The organism is Pantoea sp. IMH (assembly GCF_000599885.1).
GTDB lineage: Bacteria > Pseudomonadota > Gammaproteobacteria > Enterobacterales > Enterobacteriaceae > Erwinia.
Genome location: NZ_JFGT01000003.1, coordinates 215,540 through 235,354 on the forward strand (window position 1 = coordinate 215,540; position 19,815 = coordinate 235,354).

Sequence of the window (19,815 nt, forward strand, 5' to 3'; positions counted from 1 at the left end):
CTTACCCACCTTCCCGCTGACCCTGCCTTCTCATATTTCGTGATGCTGTACCACACTCGTCCTTGATGTCCTGAAAGGAGTCCACCAATCGGAACCGCCTGCCACCAGTAACAGCTCCACGCGTGCATGCCCTGTCAGCCTCAGCGGTAAAGGCGATTAATTGCCGCGGTAAGTCGAATAGCCATACTGACTCAGCAGTAATGGAATATGGTAGTGGCCGCCCTTGTCTTCGGCATGGAAGATCACCGGGATCTCTGGAAAGAAGCTGGGTTGCTTCACGCTGTCATAATAATCGCCCGTTTTGAAAACCACTTTGTAATCACCAGCGCTCATGGTTTTTCCCGACGGGAACAGGGCAGTGATACGACCATTGCTGTCCGTGGTACCTGAGGCGAGCTTGACCCATTTCTGATCTTTATATTGCTCAAGCTCTACCGCAACGCCCGCCGTCGGCACGCCGGTTTGCAGGTTAAGCACGTGCACGCTCAACGGGTTTTTTGCTTCGGCAGCCACAGCGGCACCGGTAGTGAAAGAAGCCAGAACCAGCGTGGCCAGAAGTGTTTTACGGGTGAAATGCATTTTTTCTCTCCTTGGGTTAATTGCTAGCAAAATATAGCCAACTTGTTAGCAGAGCACTATTTCCCGCCGTAATATCTGAAATTTCCCACGTCGCCTTAACTAACAGGCATAAAAAAACCGCTCCGGAGAGCGGTTTTTAAGGCTAAGTCAGCGACGATTAATCGTCGTTACCGCCCAGACCTGCGTTCAGCAGTTCCGCCAGGCTGGCAGACGCTTCGTCAGCCGTAACCTGTGGCACAACTGGCGCTTCGCCTGCAGCCTTACGGCGCATACGATCCTGGTGATAAGCGTAACCGGTACCGGCTGGGATCAGACGGCCCACGATAACGTTCTCTTTCAGGCCGCGCAGTTCGTCACGTTTGCCCGCAACGGCTGCTTCGGTCAGTACGCGCGTCGTTTCCTGGAACGAGGCCGCAGAGATGAAGGATTCGGTCGCCAGTGATGCTTTGGTGATACCCAGCAGATCGCGCATATAAGTTGCCGCGATTTTGCCGTTGGCTTCCAGCTCACGGTTAGAGATCTTAACGCGTGATACTTCAACCTGCTCGCCATCCAGGAAGTCGGTGCTGCCTGCGCTTTCGATGGTCGCTTTACGCAGCATCTGACGAACGATAACCTCGATGTGCTTATCGTTAATCTTAACGCCCTGCAGGCGGTAAACTTCCTGCACTTCGTTAGTGATGTAACGGGTCACCGCATGCACGCCGCGCAGACGCAGAATGTCATGTGGAGACTCTGGGCCATCGGAAACCACGTCACCACGCTCCACGCGCTCACCTTCGAACACGTTCAGCTGACGCCATTTCGGGATCATCTCTTCGTAGTGATCGCTGCCATCGATCGGCGTGATCACCAGACGGCGCTTACCTTTGGTCTCTTTACCGAAGGAGATAATGCCGCTGATCTCTGCCAGAATTGCCGGCTCTTTCGGACGACGTGCTTCAAACAGATCCGCAACGCGTGGCAGACCACCGGTGATATCCTTGGTACCGCCAGATTCCTGAGGAACACGGGCCAGGGTGTCACCTGAACTGATCTTCACGCCATCTTCCAGCTGAACGATCGCTTTACCTGGCAGGAAGTACTGCGCTGGCATATCTGAGCCAGGGATCAGCACATCGTTACCGTTGGCATCAACGATTTTCAGCGCAGGACGCAGATCTTTACCGCCGGCAGTACGTTCTGCACTGTCCAGGATCACCAGAGAAGAAAGACCGGTCAGGTCATCCGTCTGGCGGGTAATGGTCTGACCGTCAATCATGTCAGTGAAGCGAATGAAACCGCTCACTTCGGTGATAACCGGCATGGTGTGCGGATCCCAGTTTGCTACGGTTTCGCCCGCTGCAACCTGCTCGCCGTCGCCTTTCGCCATGGTAGAACCGTAAGGAACTTTATAGCTCTCTTTGGTACGACCAAATTCGTCGATCATTTTCAGTTCGGTGTTACGCGAGGTCACCACCAGCTTGCCAGCGGAGTTGGTTACCGACTTGGCGTTGATCAGCTTCAGCGTACCTTTGTTCTTCACCTGGATGCTGGATTCAGCAGCCGCACGAGATGCCGCACCACCGATGTGGAACGTACGCATCGTCAGCTGTGTACCCGGCTCACCGATGGACTGTGCTGCGATAACGCCGATGGCCTCACCTTTATTGATGATGTGACCACGCGCCAGATCGCGTCCATAACAGTGCGCACAGACGCCAAAGTCAGTTTCGCAGCTTACGACGGAACGGACTTTCAGGCTGTCAACAGAGTGCTCTTCCAGCAGGTCACACTGCTGTTCGTGCAGCAGGGTGTTGCGTGGCAGCAGAATGTCGGCAGTACCCGGCTTCAGCACATCTTCTGCGGTCACACGACCCAGAACGCGCTCACGCAGCGGCTCTTTAACATCACCACCCTCGATAACCGGGGTCATCATGATGCCTTCGTGCGTACCACAGTCATCCTCGGTCACCACCAGATCCTGCGCCACGTCGACCAGACGACGAGTCAGGTAACCGGAGTTCGCGGTTTTCAGTGCGGTATCCGCAAGACCTTTACGCGCACCGTGTGTGGAGATGAAGTACTGGAGTACGTTCAGACCTTCACGGAAGTTCGCGGTAATTGGCGTCTCGATGATGGAGCCATCTGGCTTCGCCATCAGACCACGCATACCGGCCAGCTGACGGATCTGCGCAGCAGAACCACGCGCACCGGAGTCGGCCATCATAAAGATGCTGTTGAAGGAAACCTGGCGCTCTTCTTCACCGTCACGGTTAATGACAACTTCGGTTGAGAGGTTTTCCATCATCGCTTTAGCAACGCGTTCGTTGGCCGCAGCCCAGATATCGATCACTTTGTTATAGCGTTCGCCAGCGGTAACCAGACCTGACTGGAACTGCTCCTGGATTTCAGCAACTTCAGCTTCCGCTTCGGTGATGATTTCCACTTTCTTCGCCGGAATGACCATATCGTCAATACCGACGGATGCACCAGAACGCGCCGCATAGGCGAAACCGGTGTACATAGTCTGGTCAGCAAAGATGACCGTTGGCTTCAGGCCCAGGATGCGGTAACAAGTGTTCAGCATCTTGGAGATCGCTTTCTTACCCAGCGCCTGGTTGACGATAGAGTAAGGCAGACCTTTTGGCACGATCATCCACAGAATAGCGCGACCAATGGTCGTGTCGATGATGCTGGTTTTAGCAACCCACTCGTCCTGCTCGTTCTTCTCGTGTTCGGTGATACGCACCTTAACGCGAGCGTGCAGCGACGCCAGGCCAGCGCGATAAACACGCTCAGCTTCTTTCGGGCCAGTCAGCACCATGCCTTCGCCTTTGGCGTTAACACAGTCACGGGTCATGTAATAGAGACCCAGTACAACGTCCTGAGAAGGAACGATGATTGGCTCGCCGTTCGCAGGTGACAGGATGTTGTTGGTAGACATCATCAGCGCACGCGCTTCCAGCTGGGCTTCCAGCGTCAGCGGTACGTGAACAGCCATCTGGTCACCATCGAAGTCGGCGTTATAGGCCGCACAAACCAGCGGGTGCAGCTGGATCGCTTTACCTTCGATCAGCACAGGTTCAAACGCCTGGATGCCAAGACGGTGCAGGGTTGGTGCACGGTTCAGCAGCACTGGGTGTTCACGGATCACTTCGTCCAGGATATCCCAGACAACCGCTTCTTCGCGCTCAACCATTTTCTTGGCGGCTTTGATGGTGGTAGCAAGACCACGCAGTTCCAGCTTGCCGTAGATGAACGGTTTGAACAACTCAAGTGCCATTTTCTTCGGCAGGCCACACTGATGCAGACGCAGGTATGGACCAACGGTGATAACGGAACGACCAGAGTAGTCAACACGTTTACCCAGCAGGTTCTGACGGAAACGACCCTGCTTACCTTTGATCATATCGGCCAAAGATTTCAGAGGACGCTTGTTCGAACCGGTGATGGCACGACCACGACGGCCGTTATCCAGCAGCGCATCGACCGCTTCCTGCAGCATACGTTTTTCGTTACGTACGATGATGTCAGGCGCAGCCAGATCCAGCAGGCGCTTCAGACGGTTGTTACGGTTGATTACGCGACGATAAAGATCGTTCAGATCTGAAGTCGCGAAACGACCGCCGTCCAGCGGTACCAGCGGACGCAGATCCGGTGGTAATACTGGCAGTACGGTCAGGATCATCCACTCCGGCTTGTTGCCAGACTGGACAAAGGCTTCCAGCAGCTTGATGCGCTTGGTCAGCTTTTTACGCTTGGTTTCGGAGTTGGTTTCGTTCAGCTCTTCACGCAGCTGTTCGCATTCCTGCTCCAGGTCCATGTTTTTCAACAGGGCCTGAACCGCTTCCGCACCCATTTTGGCGTCAAATTCGTCACCGAACTCTTCCAGCGCGTCCAGATACTGCTCTTCAGTCAGGATCTGACGGCGTTCAAGGTTGGTCATCCCGCCTTCAACAACCACATAAGATTCGAAGTACAGCACGCGTTCGATATCACGCAGCGGCATGTCCAGCAGCAAACCGATGCGTGATGGCAGCGATTTCAGGAACCAGATGTGCGCAGTTGGTGAAGCCAGTTCAATGTGGCCCATACGCTCACGGCGAACTTTGGTCTGTGTAACTTCAACGCCACACTTCTCACAGATCACACCGCGATGTTTTAAACGCTTGTACTTACCGCACAGGCATTCGTAATCTTTTACCGGCCCGAAAATACGCGCGCAGAAAAGCCCGTCACGTTCTGGTTTGAACGTACGGTAGTTAATGGTTTCCGGCTTTTTAACTTCACCAAAAGACCAGGAACGGATCATGTCTGGCGAGGCCAGCGCAATTTTGATCGCATCAAACTCTTCGGTCTTAGTTTGCGCTTTCAGAAACTTAAGTAAGTCTTTCACGGATTAGCTCCCGTCGGAGTGAGACTTCTCAGGAGAGCCCAGAGTGACCCGGGCCATCCTGTAACCAGTACGAATTCGAGGCATCCCCGAACATCTTTCAAGCTGCAACGCTGTCGCTGCCTTCCCTCACCCGATCGCCTGCCTGAGGCAATCGATCGGGGATTCGTTCAGTTGCCGTCTTGCCGCAACTCGAAATCTGCTGAGGTGTTACTCGTCTTCCAGTTCGATGTTGATACCCAGCGAGCGGATTTCTTTCAACAGTACGTTGAAGGATTCCGGCATGCCCGGCTCCATCTGATGGTTACCGTCAACGATGTTTTTATACATCTTGGTACGGCCATTAACGTCATCAGATTTCACGGTCAGCATTTCCTGCAGGGTATAAGCGGCACCGTATGCTTCCAGCGCCCATACTTCCATCTCACCGAAGCGCTGTCCGCCGAACTGCGCCTTACCACCCAGCGGCTGCTGCGTAACGAGGCTGTAGGAACCGGTAGAACGCGCATGCATCTTGTCATCAACCAGGTGGTTCAGTTTCAGCATGTACATGTAGCCAACGGTAACCTGACGCTCGAACTGCTCGCCGGTACGGCCATCAAACAGTGTGATCTGACCGGAAGAAGGCAGGCCGCCAAGCTGTAACAGCTCTTTGATTTCGCTCTCTTTCGCACCATCAAACACTGGCGTGGCGATTGGCATCCCTTTTTTCAGGTTCTCTGCCAGACGCAGTACTTCGTCATCGCTGAAGGTATTCAGGTCAACTTTCTGACGCACGTCCGTGCCCAGATCGTAAGCACGCTGAATAAACTCACGCAGTTTGGAGACTTCTTCCTGCTTTTTCAGCATAGCGTTAATTTTCTCGCCGATGCCTTTTGCAGCCATACCCAGGTGGGTTTCAAGAATCTGACCAATGTTCATACGTGAAGGTACGCCCAGCGGGTTCAGTACGATATCAACCGGCGTGCCGTTTTCATCGTAAGGCATATCTTCGATCGGGTTGATCTTGGAGATAACACCTTTGTTCCCGTGACGGCCTGCCATTTTATCACCAGGCTGAATCTGACGTTTAACGGCCAGGTACACTTTCACGATTTTCAGCACGCCTGGTGCCAGATCATCGCCCTGAGTGATTTTGCGGCGTTTAGCATCAAGTTTTTTCTCAAACTCATGCTTCAGCTCGTCGTACTGCTCCGCCAGCTGCTCCAGCTGGTTTTGCTTATCTTCGTCGGTCAGGCCCAGTTCCAGCCAGCGCTCGCGTGGCAGCTTGTCCAGTTTTTCCGCTTCAACACCGCCGGAAACCAGCAGGTAATTGATACGGCTGAACAGGCCAGCTTCGAGGATCTGCAGTTCTTCAGACAGGTCTTTTTTCGCCTGCTTCAGCTGCATCTCTTCGATTTCCAGCGCGCGCTTGTCTTTTTCCACACCATCGCGGGTGAAGACCTGCACATCTATTACGGTACCTGATACGCCGTTCGGTACACGCAGAGAAGAGTCTTTAACGTCAGACGCTTTCTCGCCGAAGATGGCGCGCAGCAGTTTCTCTTCTGGCGTCAGCTGGGTTTCACCTTTAGGCGTTACCTTACCAACCAGAATGTCACCGCCGGTCACTTCAGCACCGATATAAACGATACCGGATTCATCCAGCTTGGAGAGCGCCGCTTCACCCACGTTAGGGATATCAGCAGTAATCTCTTCTGGCCCCAGCTTGGTGTCACGAGACACACAGGCCAGTTCCTGAATGTGGATAGTGGTGAAGCGATCTTCCTGTACCACGCGCTCGGAGACCAGAATGGAGTCTTCGAAGTTGTAGCCGTTCCACGGCATGAACGCGACGCGCATGTTCTGACCCAGCGCCAGCTCACCCAGATCCGTTGAAGGACCATCGGCCAGCACGTCACCACGTTCAATTGGCTCGCCCAGGTTGACACACGGCATCTGGTTGATGCAGGTGTTCTGGTTAGAACGGGTGTACTTGGTCAGGTTGTAAATATCGATACCGGCTTCGCCCGGGTACATCTCGTCTTCGTTAACTTTGATAACGATACGGGAGGCATCCACGTACTGAACGGTACCACCACGTTTCGCTACGGCGGTAACACCGGAGTCTACCGCTACCGCGCGTTCCATACCGGTACCAACCAGCGGCTTGTCAGCGCGCAGCGTCGGAACCGCCTGACGTTGCATGTTTGCACCCATCAATGCGCGGTTGGCGTCATCGTGTTCCAGGAACGGGATCAGTGACGCACCGACGGAAACCACCTGCTGGGTGGAAACGTCCATGTAGTCAACCTGATCGCGGCTGAACAGGCTCGATTCGCCTTTGCTACGGCAGGTCACCAGATCGTCCACGAAGTGACCTTCGTCGTCGAGGTTGGTGTTTGCCTGAGCGATAACGTAGTTACCCTCTTCAATTGCAGAGAGGTAATGAATTTCGTCGGTCACCACGCCTTCGCGAACGCGACGGTATGGGGTTTCCAGGAAACCGTACTCGTTGGTCTGTGCATAGACAGACAAGGAGTTGATCAGACCGATGTTTGGACCTTCAGGCGTTTCGATTGGGCACACGCGACCGTAGTGAGTCGGGTGAACGTCTCGAACTTCAAAGCCTGCACGCTCACGCGTCAGACCGCCCGGGCCAAGTGCAGAGATACGACGCTTGTGCGTAATCTCAGACAGCGGGTTGTTCTGGTCCATAAACTGTGACAGCTGGCTGGAACCAAAGAACTCTTTCACGGCTGCAGAAATCGGCTTGGCGTTGATCATATCCTGAGGCATCAGGGTATCGAGATCGCCCAGGGAAAGACGCTCTTTCACCGCACGCTCAACACGTACCAGACCAACACGGAACTGGTTTTCAGCCATTTCGCCAACGGAACGAATACGACGGTTGCCGAGGTGGTCGATGTCATCCACTTCGCCAATGCCGTTACGGATACCAATGAGCTTCTTCATCACTTCAATGATGTCGTCTTTGCTCAGGATACCGGAACCTTCAATCTCGTCACGCAGCAGCGAACGGTTGAACTTCATACGACCTACCGCAGAAAGATCGTAGCGGTCTTCAGAGAAGAACAGGTTCTCGAACAGATTTTCAGCCGCTTCACGCGTTGGTGGCTCACCAGGACGCATCATGCGATAGATCTCAACCAGCGCGCTCAGGCGATCGCTGGTTGGGTCGACGCGGATGGTTTCTGAAATATACGGGCCGTGGTCCAGATCGTTGGTGAACAGCGTTTCGATGCGCTTGTGACCCGCCTGGCTCAGCTTAGCCAGCAGATCCAGCGACAGCTCCATGTTGGCAGCAATGATCAGCTCACCGGTGCTCTCATCGATGTAATCTTTAGAGACCACTTTGCCCGCGATATATTCAACCGGAACTTCGATATGCTCGATGCCATCTTTTTCCAGCTGACGAATATGACGTGCCGTAATACGACGACCTTTCTCGACGTACACAGTACCGTTGGATTCGATATCAAAAGAGGCCGTTTCACCGCGCAGGCGCTCAGGAACGAGTTCCATCTGCAGCTTATTGTCGCGAATGTCATAAACCACTTTGTCGAAGAACAGATCGAGGATCTGCTCAGTGGTGTAGCTCAGCGCGCGCAGGATAATGGTTGCGGGCAGCTTACGACGACGGTCGATACGAACGAACAGGTTGTCTTTCGGGTCGAACTCAAAGTCCAGCCACGAACCACGGTAAGGGATGATACGTGCGTTATACAGCACTTTACCCGATGAGTGGGTTTTACCCTTATCGCTGTCGAAGAAGACACCAGGACTACGATGCAGCTGAGAAACGATAACGCGTTCTGTACCGTTGATGACAAAGGTACCGTTATCGGTCATGAGCGGAATTTCGCCCATGTAAACTTCTTGTTCTTTGATGTCTTTAACGGTGCCTTCCGGCGCTTCGCGCTCGTAGATCACCAGGCGCAGTTTTACGCGCAGGGGTGCAGAGTACGTGATACCACGAATCTGACACTCTTTCACATCAAATACAGGCTCGCCTAAACGGTAGCTGACATACTGCAGCTCAGAGTTACCGCTATAGCTTTGGATAGGGAATACGGAACGAAATGCCGCTTCCAGACCATATTGACCTTCAGGATCTTGCTCGATGAACTTCTGGAACGAGTCAAGCTGGATAGAAAGGAGATAAGGAATATCCAGAACTTGTGGACGTTTTCCAAAATCCTTACGAATGCGTTTTTTCTCGGTATAGGAGTAAACCATAGGGTTCCTCAGCTCGCTGAAAAGTAGAACCTCTCTGTCCGTCCAGGGGGGACAGTTCATGCAACACTATTTTGTGACGCGGAAAGAAGACTCCCCTTCCGTAATACCTCTTTCTATCACTCTTAAATCATTTCGTTGCCGCAGCGAGGCAGGGAACCTCAGCAGAAGAGCAATATATTAAGTCGTCGATAGAGAAAGATATTAAGCAAATCAATGACTAAATAGTGTGAAACGTCATTGACGCTTTAGAGCGCAAAAAGGCTGGTGACCAAAAAGTCACCAGCCATCAGCCTGAAAACTCAGGCTGCAACCTGAAAGGTTGGCTTATTTAACTTCAACTTCTGCGCCAGCTTCTTCCAGTGCTTTCTTCAGAGCTTCTGCGTCGTCTTTGCTGATGCCTTCTTTCAGGGCAGCAGGTGCAGACTCAACCAGGTCTTTAGCTTCTTTCAGGCCCAGACCAGTTGCGCCACGTACTGCTTTGATCACGGCAACTTTGTTAGCGCCGATAGCTTTCAGTACAACGTCAAACTCGGTTTTTTCTTCTACAGCTTCAGCAGCAGCAGCAGGACCTGCAACAGCGGCAGCAGCTGAAACGCCGAATTTTTCTTCCATAGCGGAGATCAGTTCAACGATTTCCATTACAGACAGGGCGGCAACGCCTTCGATGATTTGTTCTTTAGTGATAGACATTTTAAAATGTTCCTGAATTCAGTGTAGATAAAGGTTACGTAAGCAAGAGTCGGAAAAGAAAGGCGTAAGCTTAAGCAGCTTCAGCTTCTTTCTGATCGCGGACTGCAGCCAGAGTGCGAACCAGTTTGCCGGCAGCGGCTTCTTTCATGGTTGCCATCAGGCGTGCGATTGCTTCATCGTAAGTAGGCAGAGTTGCCAGGCGGTCGATCTGAGCCGCACTGATTAACTCACCTTCAAAGGCCGCAGCTTTGACCTCAAATTTTGCATTCGCTTTCGCGAACTCTTTGAACAGACGAGCAGCAGCGCCCGGGTGTTCCATAGAGTATGCAATCAAGGTCGGACCGACGAACGTGTCTTTCAGGACCTCAAACTGAGTTCCTTCAACGACGCGGCGCAGCAGGGTGTTACGAACAACACGCATGTAAACGCCAGCTTCACGACCTGCTTTACGCAGTTCAGTCATTTTGTCTACGGTGACGCCACGAGAATCCGCAACTACCGCAGACAGCGCGCCTTTGGCTACTTCGCTGACTTCAGCAACAATCGCTTGTTTGTCTTGAAGATTTAAGGCCATTAGCTTGTGCTCCTGGATTTTGCCGGAGATGAATTTCTCCGGAACTCACTTCACCTGGCCGAGGCCAGGCGCTCAAACACGGTGAGCAGAATCCAGCAAAGACTATAAAAATATTCTTCAGGTTCTGTCACCGTCTACGCAGGAGATTAAGCCTCTTACGAGACACCTGCGGTCTTGGACGGAGGCCTGGATAAGGCCAGGCTCCAACCGAAAATTCTGTCTATTCTGCGTCATTCGAGCTGATACTGCGTTGGCTGCTCCTGGCGATTTATGCCTTTGCCGCCTTGTCTCAGTCCGACTGACTTGAATAGGGGTTCTGTATATTAACAGAACAACGGGCGTAAGATTCTAGTCGAAACTTTCGCCCGCGTAAAGCAGATTAGTTAGCAGTTGCGTTCAGGCCAGCCTGATCAACAGCAACGCCTGCACCCATAGTGGTGGAGAGGCTAACTTTCTTGATGAAAACGCCTTTCGCCTGAGAAGGTTTCGCTTTTTTCAGCGCAACCAGCAGGGATTCCAGGTTTTCTTTCAGTTTATCTGCGTCGAAATCAACCTTACCGATTGTGGTATGGATGATGCCGTTTTTGTCGTTACGGTAACGAACCTGACCCGCTTTAGCGTTCTTAACCGCTTCAGCAACGTTAGGGGTTACGGTACCCACTTTCGGGTTTGGCATCAGACCGCGTGGACCCAGAACCTGGCCCAGCTGGCCAACAACGCGCATTGCATCTGGAGATGCGATAACAACGTCAAAGTTCATTTCGCCTTTTTTGATCTGGTCAGCCAGATCTTCCATACCTACCAGTTCAGCGCCAGCAGCTTTAGCCGCTTCAGCATTTGCACCCTGGGTAAATACGGCAACGCGTACTGAACGACCGGTACCGTGTGGCAGTACGGTTGCACCGCGCACGTTCTGGTCAGATTTACGGGCATCAATGCCCAGGTTCACAGCTACGTCAACGCTTTCTACGAACTTAGCCGTCGCCAGTTCCTTCAGCAGAGCAACAGCTTCGTTGATGTCATACTGTTTAGTTGAATCAACTTTGTCACGGATCACGCGCATGCGCTTGGTCAGCTTAGCCATTTCTTAGTCCTCTACTACCAGGCCCATGGAACGAGCAGTACCTTCAATTGAGCGAGTCATCGCTTCAATGTCAGCACCAGTCATGTCCGCAGCTTTGGTTTCTGCGATTTCACGAATCTGAGCAACAGATACTTTACCTACTTTGTCTTTGTTCGGCTTGCCGGAACCAGACTTGATACCAGCCGCTTTCTTCAGCAGAACTGCTGCCGGAGGCGTTTTGGTAACGAAGGTGAAAGAACGGTCAGAATAAACGGTAATAACAACCGGTGTAGGCAGGCCTTTTTCCAGGGATTCTGTTTTGGCGTTAAACGCTTTACAGAATTCCATGATGTTAACGCCCTGCTGACCCAGAGCCGGACCAACTGGTGGACTCGGGTTTGCCATACCTGCTGCAACCTGCAGCTTGACGTAGGCTTGTACTTTCTTAGCCATGATATTTCCTCTATTGGGTTCAAACGCTCCAGAAGAGCTCCCCGTGATTAATATTTCACACGCTCACTGAGCGCATAAAAACAAAAGGCGCGAAATTGTATTGCAATTTCGCGCCTCTCGCAACCAATAATCAGGCTCATGAATCACTTTTTATGCAGCGCCAGGGCATGCAGTCGATCCAGAGACACCTTCGTTATCAGCCTTTTTCAACCTGCCCAAAGTCCAGCTCAACCGGTGTTGCACGGCCAAAGATAGAGACGGACACTTTCAGGCGGCTTTTTTCGTAGTCCACTTCTTCCACAACGCCGTTGAAGTCGGCAAACGGACCGTCGTTGACGCGGACCATCTCACCCGGCTCAAACAGCGTTTTCGGCCGCGGCTTGTCACCTGCAGACTGCAGGCGGTTCATGATCGCGTCGACTTCTTTATCGCTAATAGGTGCCGGACGATCGGATGTACCGCCGATAAAACCCATCACGCGCGGCACGCTGCGCACTAAGTGCCAGCTTGCATCGTTCATGACCATTTGAACCAGCACATAGCCAGGGAAGAACTTGCGCTCGCTTTTACGACGCTGACCGCCGCGGATCTCAACCACTTCTTCGGTTGGAACCATAACGTCGCCAAACAGCTCTTCCATGTTGTGCAACTTGATATGCTCACGCAGCGACTGGGCTACGCGGCCTTCAAAACCGGAAAACGCCTGAACGACGTACCAGCGCTTTTTTGGTGCTTCAGACATCTCAGAACCTCAGGCCAGTGATAAACGATACCAGACGGACCAGAATACCATCCAGCCCCCACAAAATCAGTGACATCACGGCAGTTACCGCGGCGACGATTAACGTGGTGTGCAACGTTTCCTGACGGGTCGGCCAAATAACTTTGCGGACTTCGGTACGCGCTTCACGGGCAAATGCCAGCGTTGCCTTACCTTTTGTCGTCAGCAGCGCAATGCCGCCAGCTACAGCAATCAGGATAACAACGGCCAGCGCACGCAGCGGCAATGTGATCTCACGATAATAGTAGTTACCGACGATAGCCACGATAAGCAGCAATGCCACCACTAACCACTTTATCGCTTCCAGGCCGCGCCCGCTCCCTTGAGCTTCGGTATTAGCACTCATAAACCAACCTGCCACAATAAATCAGAAACTATTTTGCCCCGTAGAACGAGGCAACCGAACCGAATGAAGCTGTCAGGCGAAACTCGGTATATAACGCCGTGCTACAGAGCCTGTCTCAGCAATGATTATGGTTGAAAATCACTGATGAGCCAGGTTCTATGTTACAGCGTGCAAAAAGGGCATCAAATGATGCCCTCTTCGTGTACGTTGCGTCAAATATTATCCGCGATTAAGCGATAACTTTAGCAACAACGCCCGCACCAACGGTACGACCACCTTCACGGATGGCGAAACGCAGGCCGTCATCCATTGCGATTGGGTGGATCAGGGTAACAACCATTTTGATGTTGTCGCCTGGCATTACCATCTCAACGCCTTCTGGCAGTTCGATGGTACCGGTCACGTCAGTTGTACGGAAGTAGAACTGTGGACGGTAGCCTTTGAAGAACGGAGTATGACGGCCGCCTTCGTCTTTGGACAGGATGTAAACCTCAGACTCGAACTGAGTGTGTGGCTTGATGGTGCCTGGCTTAGCCAGAACCTGACCACGCTGGATCTCTTCACGCTTGATACCGCGCAGCAGGATACCACAGTTCTCACCCGCACGGCCTTCGTCCAGCAGCTTACGGAACATCTCAACGCCGGTACAGGTTGATTTCACGGTATCTTTGATACCAACGATTTCAACTTCTTCACCAACTTTAACGATACCGCGCTCAACACGACCGGTAACAACGGTACCACGACCAGAGATGGAGAACACATCTTCGATTGGCAGCAGGAACGGCTTGTCGATCGCACGCTCTGGTTCTGGGATGTAGTTATCCAGGTGACCGGCCAGTTCGATGATTTTTGCTTCCCACTCAGCGTCGCCTTCCAGCGCTTTCAGCGCAGAACCGTGAACGATTGGGGTATCGTCGCCCGGGAAGTCGTACTGTGACAGCAGGTCACGCACTTCCATCTCAACCAGTTCCAGCAGCTCTTCATCATCAACCATGTCGCACTTGTTCAGGAACACGATGATATAAGGAACGCCTACCTGGCGGCCCAGAAGGATGTGCTCACGGGTCTGAGGCATAGGGCCGTCAGTCGCAGCAACAACCAGGATAGCGCCGTCCATCTGGGCAGCACCGGTGATCATGTTTTTCACATAGTCGGCGTGGCCTGGGCAGTCAACGTGCGCGTAGTGACGGGTCGGGGTGTCATATTCAACGTGAGAGGTGTTGATGGTGATACCACGAGCTTTTTCTTCAGGCGCGTTATCGATCTGGTCAAATGCACGAGCAGAACCACCGTAGGTTTTAGCCAGTACGGAAGTGATAGCAGCAGTCAGGGTAGTTTTACCGTGGTCAACGTGGCCGATAGTACCAACGTTGACGTGCGGTTTGGAACGTTCAAATTTTTCTTTAGACATCGCTTGTCCCTCTAAGACACGGATAAATCGGTGATATCACCACATCAACCAGGCAGTGCCTGAACAGTTGAATTTTAACGTACAGAGAAGAATCAGGGAGGGAGATTTAGAAGTGGTGCTGATACCCAGAGTCGAACTGGGGACCTCACCCTTACCAAGGGTGCGCTCTACCAACTGAGCCATATCAGCACGGCTTGGAGCGGGCAGCGGGAATCGAACCCGCATCATCAGCTTGGAAGGCTGAGGTAATAGCCATTATACGATGCCCGCATCCTGGAACTCGGCTACCTGTTCTGTCTGTAGCTTTTGAACAACAAGAAGATGCCCCCTTGCTATTCGAGTCAACCCGCTAACGCTTGATGACTCTGACTGTGCTTGTGCTCAGTCTGAAATCTGCATTTGCAGCCTTAGACCTCAGGGCTGAAATGGTGGTGGGAGAAGGATTCGAACCTTCGAAGTCGATGACGGCAGATTTACAGTCTGCTCCCTTTGGCCGCTCGGGAATCCCACCTCGTCTTGCTTATACTACTTTTTACTTGATGGTGCCGGCTACCGGAATCGAACTGGTGACCTACTGATTACAAGTCAGTTGCTCTACCAACTGAGCTAAGCCGGCATCAAGTGACGCGCATTCTAGGTAGAGCGGCCGTGGGATGCAACAAAAAAATTGCGATAATTGTTCTAATGCTTACTATTTGTGCGATTCTTCGCAATTTATTACCTCAACCCGATAAATCCGCACAAATAAACGCCAGACTAGCGATTTTTTCACCACTGCTTTGGCGACACGGAATCTTCTTTGTACGCTTTGTTAGTAATACCTTTTTCACAAAATCGGTTTTTAATGCTCGCTGTCTTCTCCCAAGAGTTGATTATCGCCCTGAAAGCCCCCTGGACTCCGTCACTAGCTGTCCTTACTGGTTAATAGAAGTAAGATTCTTTCATCTTCCATATTCTCCTCCTGTTAAAGAGAGAAGCTTAAAAGAGCAACGGTTGATAAACCGCCTTCTCTTTTAGGTAGCGGCACCGCTCTCACCTGCAGTGCTCACTTATACGAAGTTGTGCGTTAGTTATCTATGAGTTCTGGTAAAGGCATGACCTGACCTCTTTTTACGCTTAATCAGCAGGCTGATAATGCCTCCCTCGATTCCTTGATAAAATACGGGGTGGAACTTTCTGACTTTTGCACGGCGCCGTGCTTAAACCTGTAGGGAGCAGAACTACCGCAGACAGCGCCACGCCGTCGCTTGAGTCCCTAAACGTGTTGCATTCATTTCTGTTAATAAGTGTGGACGCCGTTACGTTTGCGCCCGCAGAGCGTATTTTTCCTTCTGATTACCGCCTCTCTGGTGTTAACCTCCTGCCCATTGTTTTCTGAAATTTCCCTTAGTCCGTGAATGAGAAGCGTCCCCGGGGCACTTCATCAAGCGAGCTTTAGCATCACGACAGGCAAATTCTTGCTGACAGAAGCATGCATATGAACAAAAAAGAATCATTGTTAACTACACCGTATTTGCAATTTAACCGTGCTCAATGGGCTACGCTGCGTGATTCGGTGCCGATGACCCTGAGTGAAGAGGAAATTGAACAACTGGAGGGGATAAATGAAGATTTGTCTCTGAAAGAAGTGGCAGAAATCTACCTGCCGCTTTCGCGCTTGCTCAATTTTTATATCAGTTCAAATTTGCGTCGGCAGGCTGTTCTGGAACAGTTTCTCGGCACTAACGGACAAAAGATCCCCTATATCATTAGCATTGCTGGCAGCGTAGCCGTAGGTAAGAGCACTACAGCTCGTGTACTGCAGGCGCTTCTCAGCCGCTGGCCTGAGCATCGTCGTGTTGAATTGATCACTACCGATGGTTTTTTACATCCGAATGAGGTGTTGAAAGAACGCGGATTGATGAAGAAAAAAGGCTTTCCTCAATCTTATGATATGCACCGGCTGGTCAACTTTGTTTCTGATCTTAAATCGGGCGCCGCTCAGGTGACCGCGCCGGTTTACTCACATCTGATTTATGACGTTATTCCTGACGGGGACAAAATCGTTCAACAGCCTGATATTTTAATTCTTGAAGGCCTGAACGTTTTGCAAAGCGGGATGGATTATCCTCACGATCCGCATCATGTATTTGTTTCCGATTTCGTTGATTTCTCAATCTATGTAGATGCACCGGAAGATCTTTTACAGCACTGGTATATCAACCGCTTCCTGAAATTCCGCCAGGGTGCTTTTACCGATCCAGATTCTTATTTCCACAATTACGCCAGGCTTACCGAAGAAGAGGCGGTAGGCGTTGCCACCCAGTTGTGGGAAGAGATTAACCTACTGAATTTAAAAGAAAATATACTACCAACACGCGAGCGGGCCAGCCTGATTATGACCAAAAGTGTCGATCATGCGGTCGATTTAGTCAGGCTCAGAAAGTGATAATGAGGGGGACTCCCCTCTTTATTAATTTTGCGGGCGTAGTGAAATCTCGCCGCCTACCCAGGATTTCCTTATTCCATTCTGTTCCAGAATCAGTCCACCCTGCTGATCGATTCCACGCGCTATTCCCAGAATTTCCCTGTCGCCAATAAGCAATTTGACTGGCCTGTTGATAAAGTTGTCCAGTTTACTCCAGCGATCAATAAAGGGAGCCAGCCCTTCCTTTTCAAAAACCTGAAGTGAACTTCTCATATTATTCACCAGACTTGCCGCCAGCTTGTTTCTGTCGATCGTCACACCTGCTTCCTGAAGATTAATCCAGCCTTGATTCACGATAGTGGTATCCGGTGAACGCATTGCCAGGTTGATACCGGTTCCCATAACAATCTGAGCGGCATCACCGGTTTTGCCCGTCAGCTCGACCAGAATCCCCGCCAGCTTTCTGTCGTTGAGATAAAGATCGTTTGGCCATTTAACGCGAACATCACTGGCGCCAAGCCCCTGAAGCACTTCAGCCGTGACAATGCCAATCACCAGGCTAAGTCCCATCGCGGCTACAGGTCCCTGCTCCAGTTTCCAGTACATTGACAGATAGAGATTGGAGCCAAAAGGTGAAAACCATTGCCTGCCACGGCGTCCTCTGCCTGCCTGCTGATATTCCGCCACGCAGGCATCGCCAGATTGCAATGAATCCATGCGCTCAAGCAGATACTGATTCGTTGAGTCAATGACAGGAACCACCGCCAGCCGTCCCTCCTCCAGCTGAGAAGTGATGACGGCCTCATCAAGTAGCTGAACGGGTGCCGGCAGGCTGTATCCTTTACCTGTTACGGTAAACACATCAATCCCCCAGTCTTTGAGTGTATGAATGTGTTTATTGATTGCTGCGCGGCTCATGCCCAGCATTTCACCCAACTGTTCGCCAGAATGAAATTCACCGTCAGCCAGTATATTTATCAGTGTTAAAGGGACAGTATTACCTTTCATGCGATGACTCCAACAGCATCCTTTTCTCCCAGTGCGCCAATAAAACGCACCTCCGGTTCAAGCCACACGTTAAACTTTGTTCCCACTCGCTGACGAACTTCATGGGCCAGGGCCACAATATCCGCGCCTGTTGCTTCTTGCTGATTGATAAGCACCAGCGCCTGTTGACGATGAACTGCTGCACCGCCAATCGTAAATCCCTTCAGATCGCAGCGATCGATAAGCCAGCCAGCGGCGAGTTTGACCTGCCCGTCACGCTGCGGATAAAAAGGTGCATCCGGAAAGCGGGCCTTGAGTAAGGCTGCCTGTTCAGCGCTAACTACGGGATTTTTGAAGAAGCTACCAGCATTACCCGTTATTTTAGGATTGGGTAATTTACTGGTGCGCATATAGCAGACAGCATCAAATATTTGTTGAGGTGTTACTTTTTCAGCATCCAGCCGGATCAAATCACCGTAGGTGATCACCGGAATCCACGCTTTTTTAAGCGCTAAACCCACGGCGATAATGGCATAGCCTGTCTGATACTTATGCTTAAAAATACTGTCACGGTAACCGAACTGACACTCCTGCGCAGTCAGACGCTGAATTTTACCGGATGAAAGGTCCAGGATATCGACGTATTCACATACATGCTTCAGCTCCACACCATATGCGCCAATATTTTGAATTGGTGATGACCCCACGCAACCCGGTATCATTGCCAAATTTTCCAGTCCGGCCAGACCTTTCTCAAGCGTGTACTCTACAAGATTATGCCAGTTTTCTCCGGCTCCCACGTGCAGATGCCAGTCATCATCACTTTCACGAACCGCGATACCCCTGATCCGGTTAACCAGCACTGTCCCCTGGTAATCCTCCAGAAAAAGCACATTGCTACCTTCACCGAGCAGTAAAACAGGTTGGCGATCTGCCAGGCTTTTCTGCCAGACAAAAACCATTTCCTCTGCCGTTTCTGCAATCACAATATTTGCAGCCATGGCGTTTAGGTTAAAGGTATTAAATGGTTTCAGAGAGTGAAGCTGGGTGGACATGGGAAGGCCTTCAAAAATTTAACTGCCGGTAGTTTACCCGATAAGACGATATGACGCCTAAGGATTTGCCCACCGTGGAGGGAGATGGCGTACAGGCATTACCACTCAGCAGGGATAGTAAGCTGGATGATTGACGGAACGGGATTAGTGACAGTGCTTGCGGGCACACAACCGGTTACGTGGAAGGACGAAATACCTGCCAGCAGAAGCAATATTCCGGGTTCAGTACAGAACCGACTGATACTCTTGAGAATATAATACATCAGGGAACGATATGCATGTCACCGTTCGCTCCGGTAAGTCACTGCGGGTACACACAGCAATTCCGCCTTCTTCGACAGATGTGGAAACGGAACGACTGAGGGTACAGGTGAGCCCCTGCAGCCCGCATACGGGGCAGGGAAAACGCTTCAGGCAACGGCGGGCATCAGCCGGTGTCGTCCGGAGAGGGCCATGCTCATCCGGCATGACACATGAAGATAACCGTGACGCAAGGGCATTTGGAATAACGCAGGGGCGGCGTCAGACCGGAGACCTGGCGCAGCCGCTTTTTTCCGGCCCTGAAACGCAAAAAACCCTGACCGTCAGGTCAGGGTTATCGCGATTTGATGCCTGGCAGTTCCCTACTCTCGCATGGGGAGACCCCACACTACCATCGGCGCTACGGCGTTTCACTTCTGAGTTCGGCATGGGGTCAGGTGGGACCACCGCGCTACAGCCGCCAGGCAAATTCTTTTCGTGCCGTCCTGTGTCTTTTGCTTTCTGGCCGCGTTGCCACAAAACAAAATCCCACGGACCTCAGTCCGCAGAACGTCACTTTATTCTTTATCCGGTACAGGCTGAAAATTGTCT

Annotated in this window: 13 protein-coding genes, 4 tRNA genes and 1 rRNA gene; 1 reads left to right on the top strand and 17 read right to left on the bottom strand. The window is 51.7% G+C overall.

Annotated features, from left to right (window positions below):
• Positions 1 to 156: 156 nt before the first annotated feature.
• The 14 genes from uraH to EA20_RS0106415 all read right to left on the bottom strand — a co-directional run bounded on the left by uraH (position 157) and on the right by EA20_RS0106415 (position 15,130).
• Positions 157 to 579: a hydroxyisourate hydrolase gene (uraH, locus tag EA20_RS0106350; RefSeq protein WP_024966033.1), complete on the bottom strand. Its 423-nt coding sequence runs from the start codon at positions 577 to 579 to the stop codon at positions 157 to 159.
• A gap of 157 nt (positions 580 to 736) precedes the next feature.
• Positions 737 to 4,957 (bottom strand): DNA-directed RNA polymerase subunit beta', encoded by a 4,221-nt coding sequence (gene rpoC, locus EA20_RS0106355; protein ID WP_024966034.1) that lies wholly within the window; start codon positions 4,955 to 4,957, stop codon positions 737 to 739.
• 207 nt (positions 4,958 to 5,164) lie between these two features.
• Positions 5,165 to 9,193 carry a DNA-directed RNA polymerase subunit beta gene (gene rpoB / locus EA20_RS0106360; protein WP_024966035.1) on the bottom strand — a complete coding sequence of 1,343 codons (4,029 nt, stop codon included), beginning with the start codon at positions 9,191 to 9,193 and terminating at the stop codon, positions 5,165 to 5,167.
• Between the two features lie 324 nt (positions 9,194 to 9,517).
• Complete coding sequence (rplL, locus tag EA20_RS0106365) at positions 9,518 to 9,883, bottom strand: 50S ribosomal protein L7/L12 (protein ID WP_024966036.1); 366 nt, start codon at positions 9,881 to 9,883, stop codon at positions 9,518 to 9,520.
• Between the two features lie 70 nt (positions 9,884 to 9,953).
• Positions 9,954 to 10,457: a 50S ribosomal protein L10 gene (rplJ, locus tag EA20_RS0106370; protein WP_024966037.1), complete on the bottom strand. Its 504-nt coding sequence runs from the start codon at positions 10,455 to 10,457 to the stop codon at positions 9,954 to 9,956.
• Positions 10,458 to 10,836: 379 nt separating this feature from the next.
• Positions 10,837 to 11,541: a 50S ribosomal protein L1 gene (gene rplA, locus EA20_RS0106375; protein ID WP_024966038.1), complete on the bottom strand. Its 705-nt coding sequence runs from the start codon at positions 11,539 to 11,541 to the stop codon at positions 10,837 to 10,839.
• A 3-nt stretch (positions 11,542 to 11,544) separates the two neighbouring features.
• Positions 11,545 to 11,973: a 50S ribosomal protein L11 gene (gene rplK / locus EA20_RS0106380; protein ID WP_024966039.1), complete on the bottom strand. Its 429-nt coding sequence runs from the start codon at positions 11,971 to 11,973 to the stop codon at positions 11,545 to 11,547.
• 196 nt (positions 11,974 to 12,169) lie between these two features.
• Positions 12,170 to 12,715 (bottom strand): transcription termination/antitermination protein NusG, encoded by a 546-nt coding sequence (nusG, locus tag EA20_RS0106385; RefSeq protein WP_024966040.1) that lies wholly within the window; start codon positions 12,713 to 12,715, stop codon positions 12,170 to 12,172.
• A 1-nt stretch (position 12,716) separates the two neighbouring features.
• Positions 12,717 to 13,100 carry a preprotein translocase subunit SecE gene (gene secE / locus EA20_RS0106390; RefSeq protein WP_024966041.1) on the bottom strand — a complete coding sequence of 128 codons (384 nt, stop codon included), beginning with the start codon at positions 13,098 to 13,100 and terminating at the stop codon, positions 12,717 to 12,719.
• Positions 13,101 to 13,329: 229 nt separating this feature from the next.
• Positions 13,330 to 14,514, bottom strand: a complete 1,185-nt coding sequence (tuf, locus tag EA20_RS0106395; RefSeq protein WP_024966042.1) for an elongation factor Tu — start codon at positions 14,512 to 14,514, stop codon at positions 13,330 to 13,332.
• 113 nt (positions 14,515 to 14,627) lie between these two features.
• Positions 14,628 to 14,703: transfer RNA gene (locus tag EA20_RS0106400), tRNA-Thr, on the bottom strand.
• A gap of 6 nt (positions 14,704 to 14,709) precedes the next feature.
• Positions 14,710 to 14,784, bottom strand: a tRNA-Gly gene (locus EA20_RS0106405).
• Positions 14,785 to 14,940: 156 nt separating this feature from the next.
• Positions 14,941 to 15,025, bottom strand: a tRNA-Tyr gene (locus EA20_RS0106410).
• Positions 15,026 to 15,054: 29 nt separating this feature from the next.
• Positions 15,055 to 15,130: transfer RNA gene (locus EA20_RS0106415), tRNA-Thr, on the bottom strand.
• Positions 15,131 to 15,991: 861 nt separating this feature from the next.
• Here EA20_RS0106415 and coaA point away from each other — a divergent pair.
• Entirely contained in the window at positions 15,992 to 16,942 is a 951-nt protein-coding gene (gene coaA, locus EA20_RS0106420) for a type I pantothenate kinase (protein ID WP_024966043.1), read from the top strand.
• Positions 16,943 to 16,966: 24 nt separating this feature from the next.
• On the opposite strand, the gene birA is transcribed toward coaA, so the two are convergent.
• From birA to rrf, 3 genes are all read right to left on the bottom strand, one after another.
• Positions 16,967 to 17,929: a bifunctional biotin--[acetyl-CoA-carboxylase] ligase/biotin operon repressor BirA gene (gene birA, locus EA20_RS0106425; RefSeq protein ID WP_024966044.1), complete on the bottom strand. Its 963-nt coding sequence runs from the start codon at positions 17,927 to 17,929 to the stop codon at positions 16,967 to 16,969.
• Positions 17,926 to 18,963, bottom strand: a complete 1,038-nt coding sequence (murB, locus tag EA20_RS0106430; protein ID WP_024966045.1) for a UDP-N-acetylmuramate dehydrogenase — start codon at positions 18,961 to 18,963, stop codon at positions 17,926 to 17,928. Before murB ends, birA begins: the two co-directional genes overlap by 4 nt.
• A gap of 610 nt (positions 18,964 to 19,573) precedes the next feature.
• A 5S ribosomal RNA gene (gene rrf / locus EA20_RS0106435) occupies positions 19,574 to 19,689 on the bottom strand.
• Positions 19,690 to 19,815: the final 126 nt, after the last annotated feature.

Excerpts from the sequence above, each read along its gene's own strand:
- rplJ (WP_024966037.1), bottom strand. The coding sequence starts at position 10,457 with ATGGCCTTAAATCTTCAAGACAAACAAGCGATTGTTGCTGAAGTCAGC.
- rplK (WP_024966039.1), bottom strand. The coding sequence starts at position 11,973 with ATGGCTAAGAAAGTACAAGCCTACGTCAAGCTGCAGGTTGCAGCAGGT.
- secE (WP_024966041.1), bottom strand. The coding sequence starts at position 13,100 with ATGAGTGCTAATACCGAAGCTCAAGGGAGCGGGCGCGGCCTGGAAGCG.
- tuf (WP_024966042.1), bottom strand. The coding sequence starts at position 14,514 with ATGTCTAAAGAAAAATTTGAACGTTCCAAACCGCACGTCAACGTTGGT.
- uraH (WP_024966033.1), bottom strand. The coding sequence starts at position 579 with ATGCATTTCACCCGTAAAACACTTCTGGCCACGCTGGTTCTGGCTTCT.
- birA (WP_024966044.1), bottom strand. The coding sequence starts at position 17,929 with ATGAAAGGTAATACTGTCCCTTTAACACTGATAAATATACTGGCTGAC.
- nusG (WP_024966040.1), bottom strand. The coding sequence starts at position 12,715 with ATGTCTGAAGCACCAAAAAAGCGCTGGTACGTCGTTCAGGCGTTTTCC.
- rplL (WP_024966036.1), bottom strand. The coding sequence starts at position 9,883 with ATGTCTATCACTAAAGAACAAATCATCGAAGGCGTTGCCGCCCTGTCT.
- murB (WP_024966045.1), bottom strand. The coding sequence starts at position 18,963 with ATGTCCACCCAGCTTCACTCTCTGAAACCATTTAATACCTTTAACCTA.
- coaA (WP_024966043.1), top strand. The coding sequence starts at position 15,992 with ATGAACAAAAAAGAATCATTGTTAACTACACCGTATTTGCAATTTAAC.
- rpoB (WP_024966035.1), bottom strand. The coding sequence starts at position 9,193 with ATGGTTTACTCCTATACCGAGAAAAAACGCATTCGTAAGGATTTTGGA.
- rplA (WP_024966038.1), bottom strand. The coding sequence starts at position 11,541 with ATGGCTAAGCTGACCAAGCGCATGCGCGTGATCCGTGACAAAGTTGAT.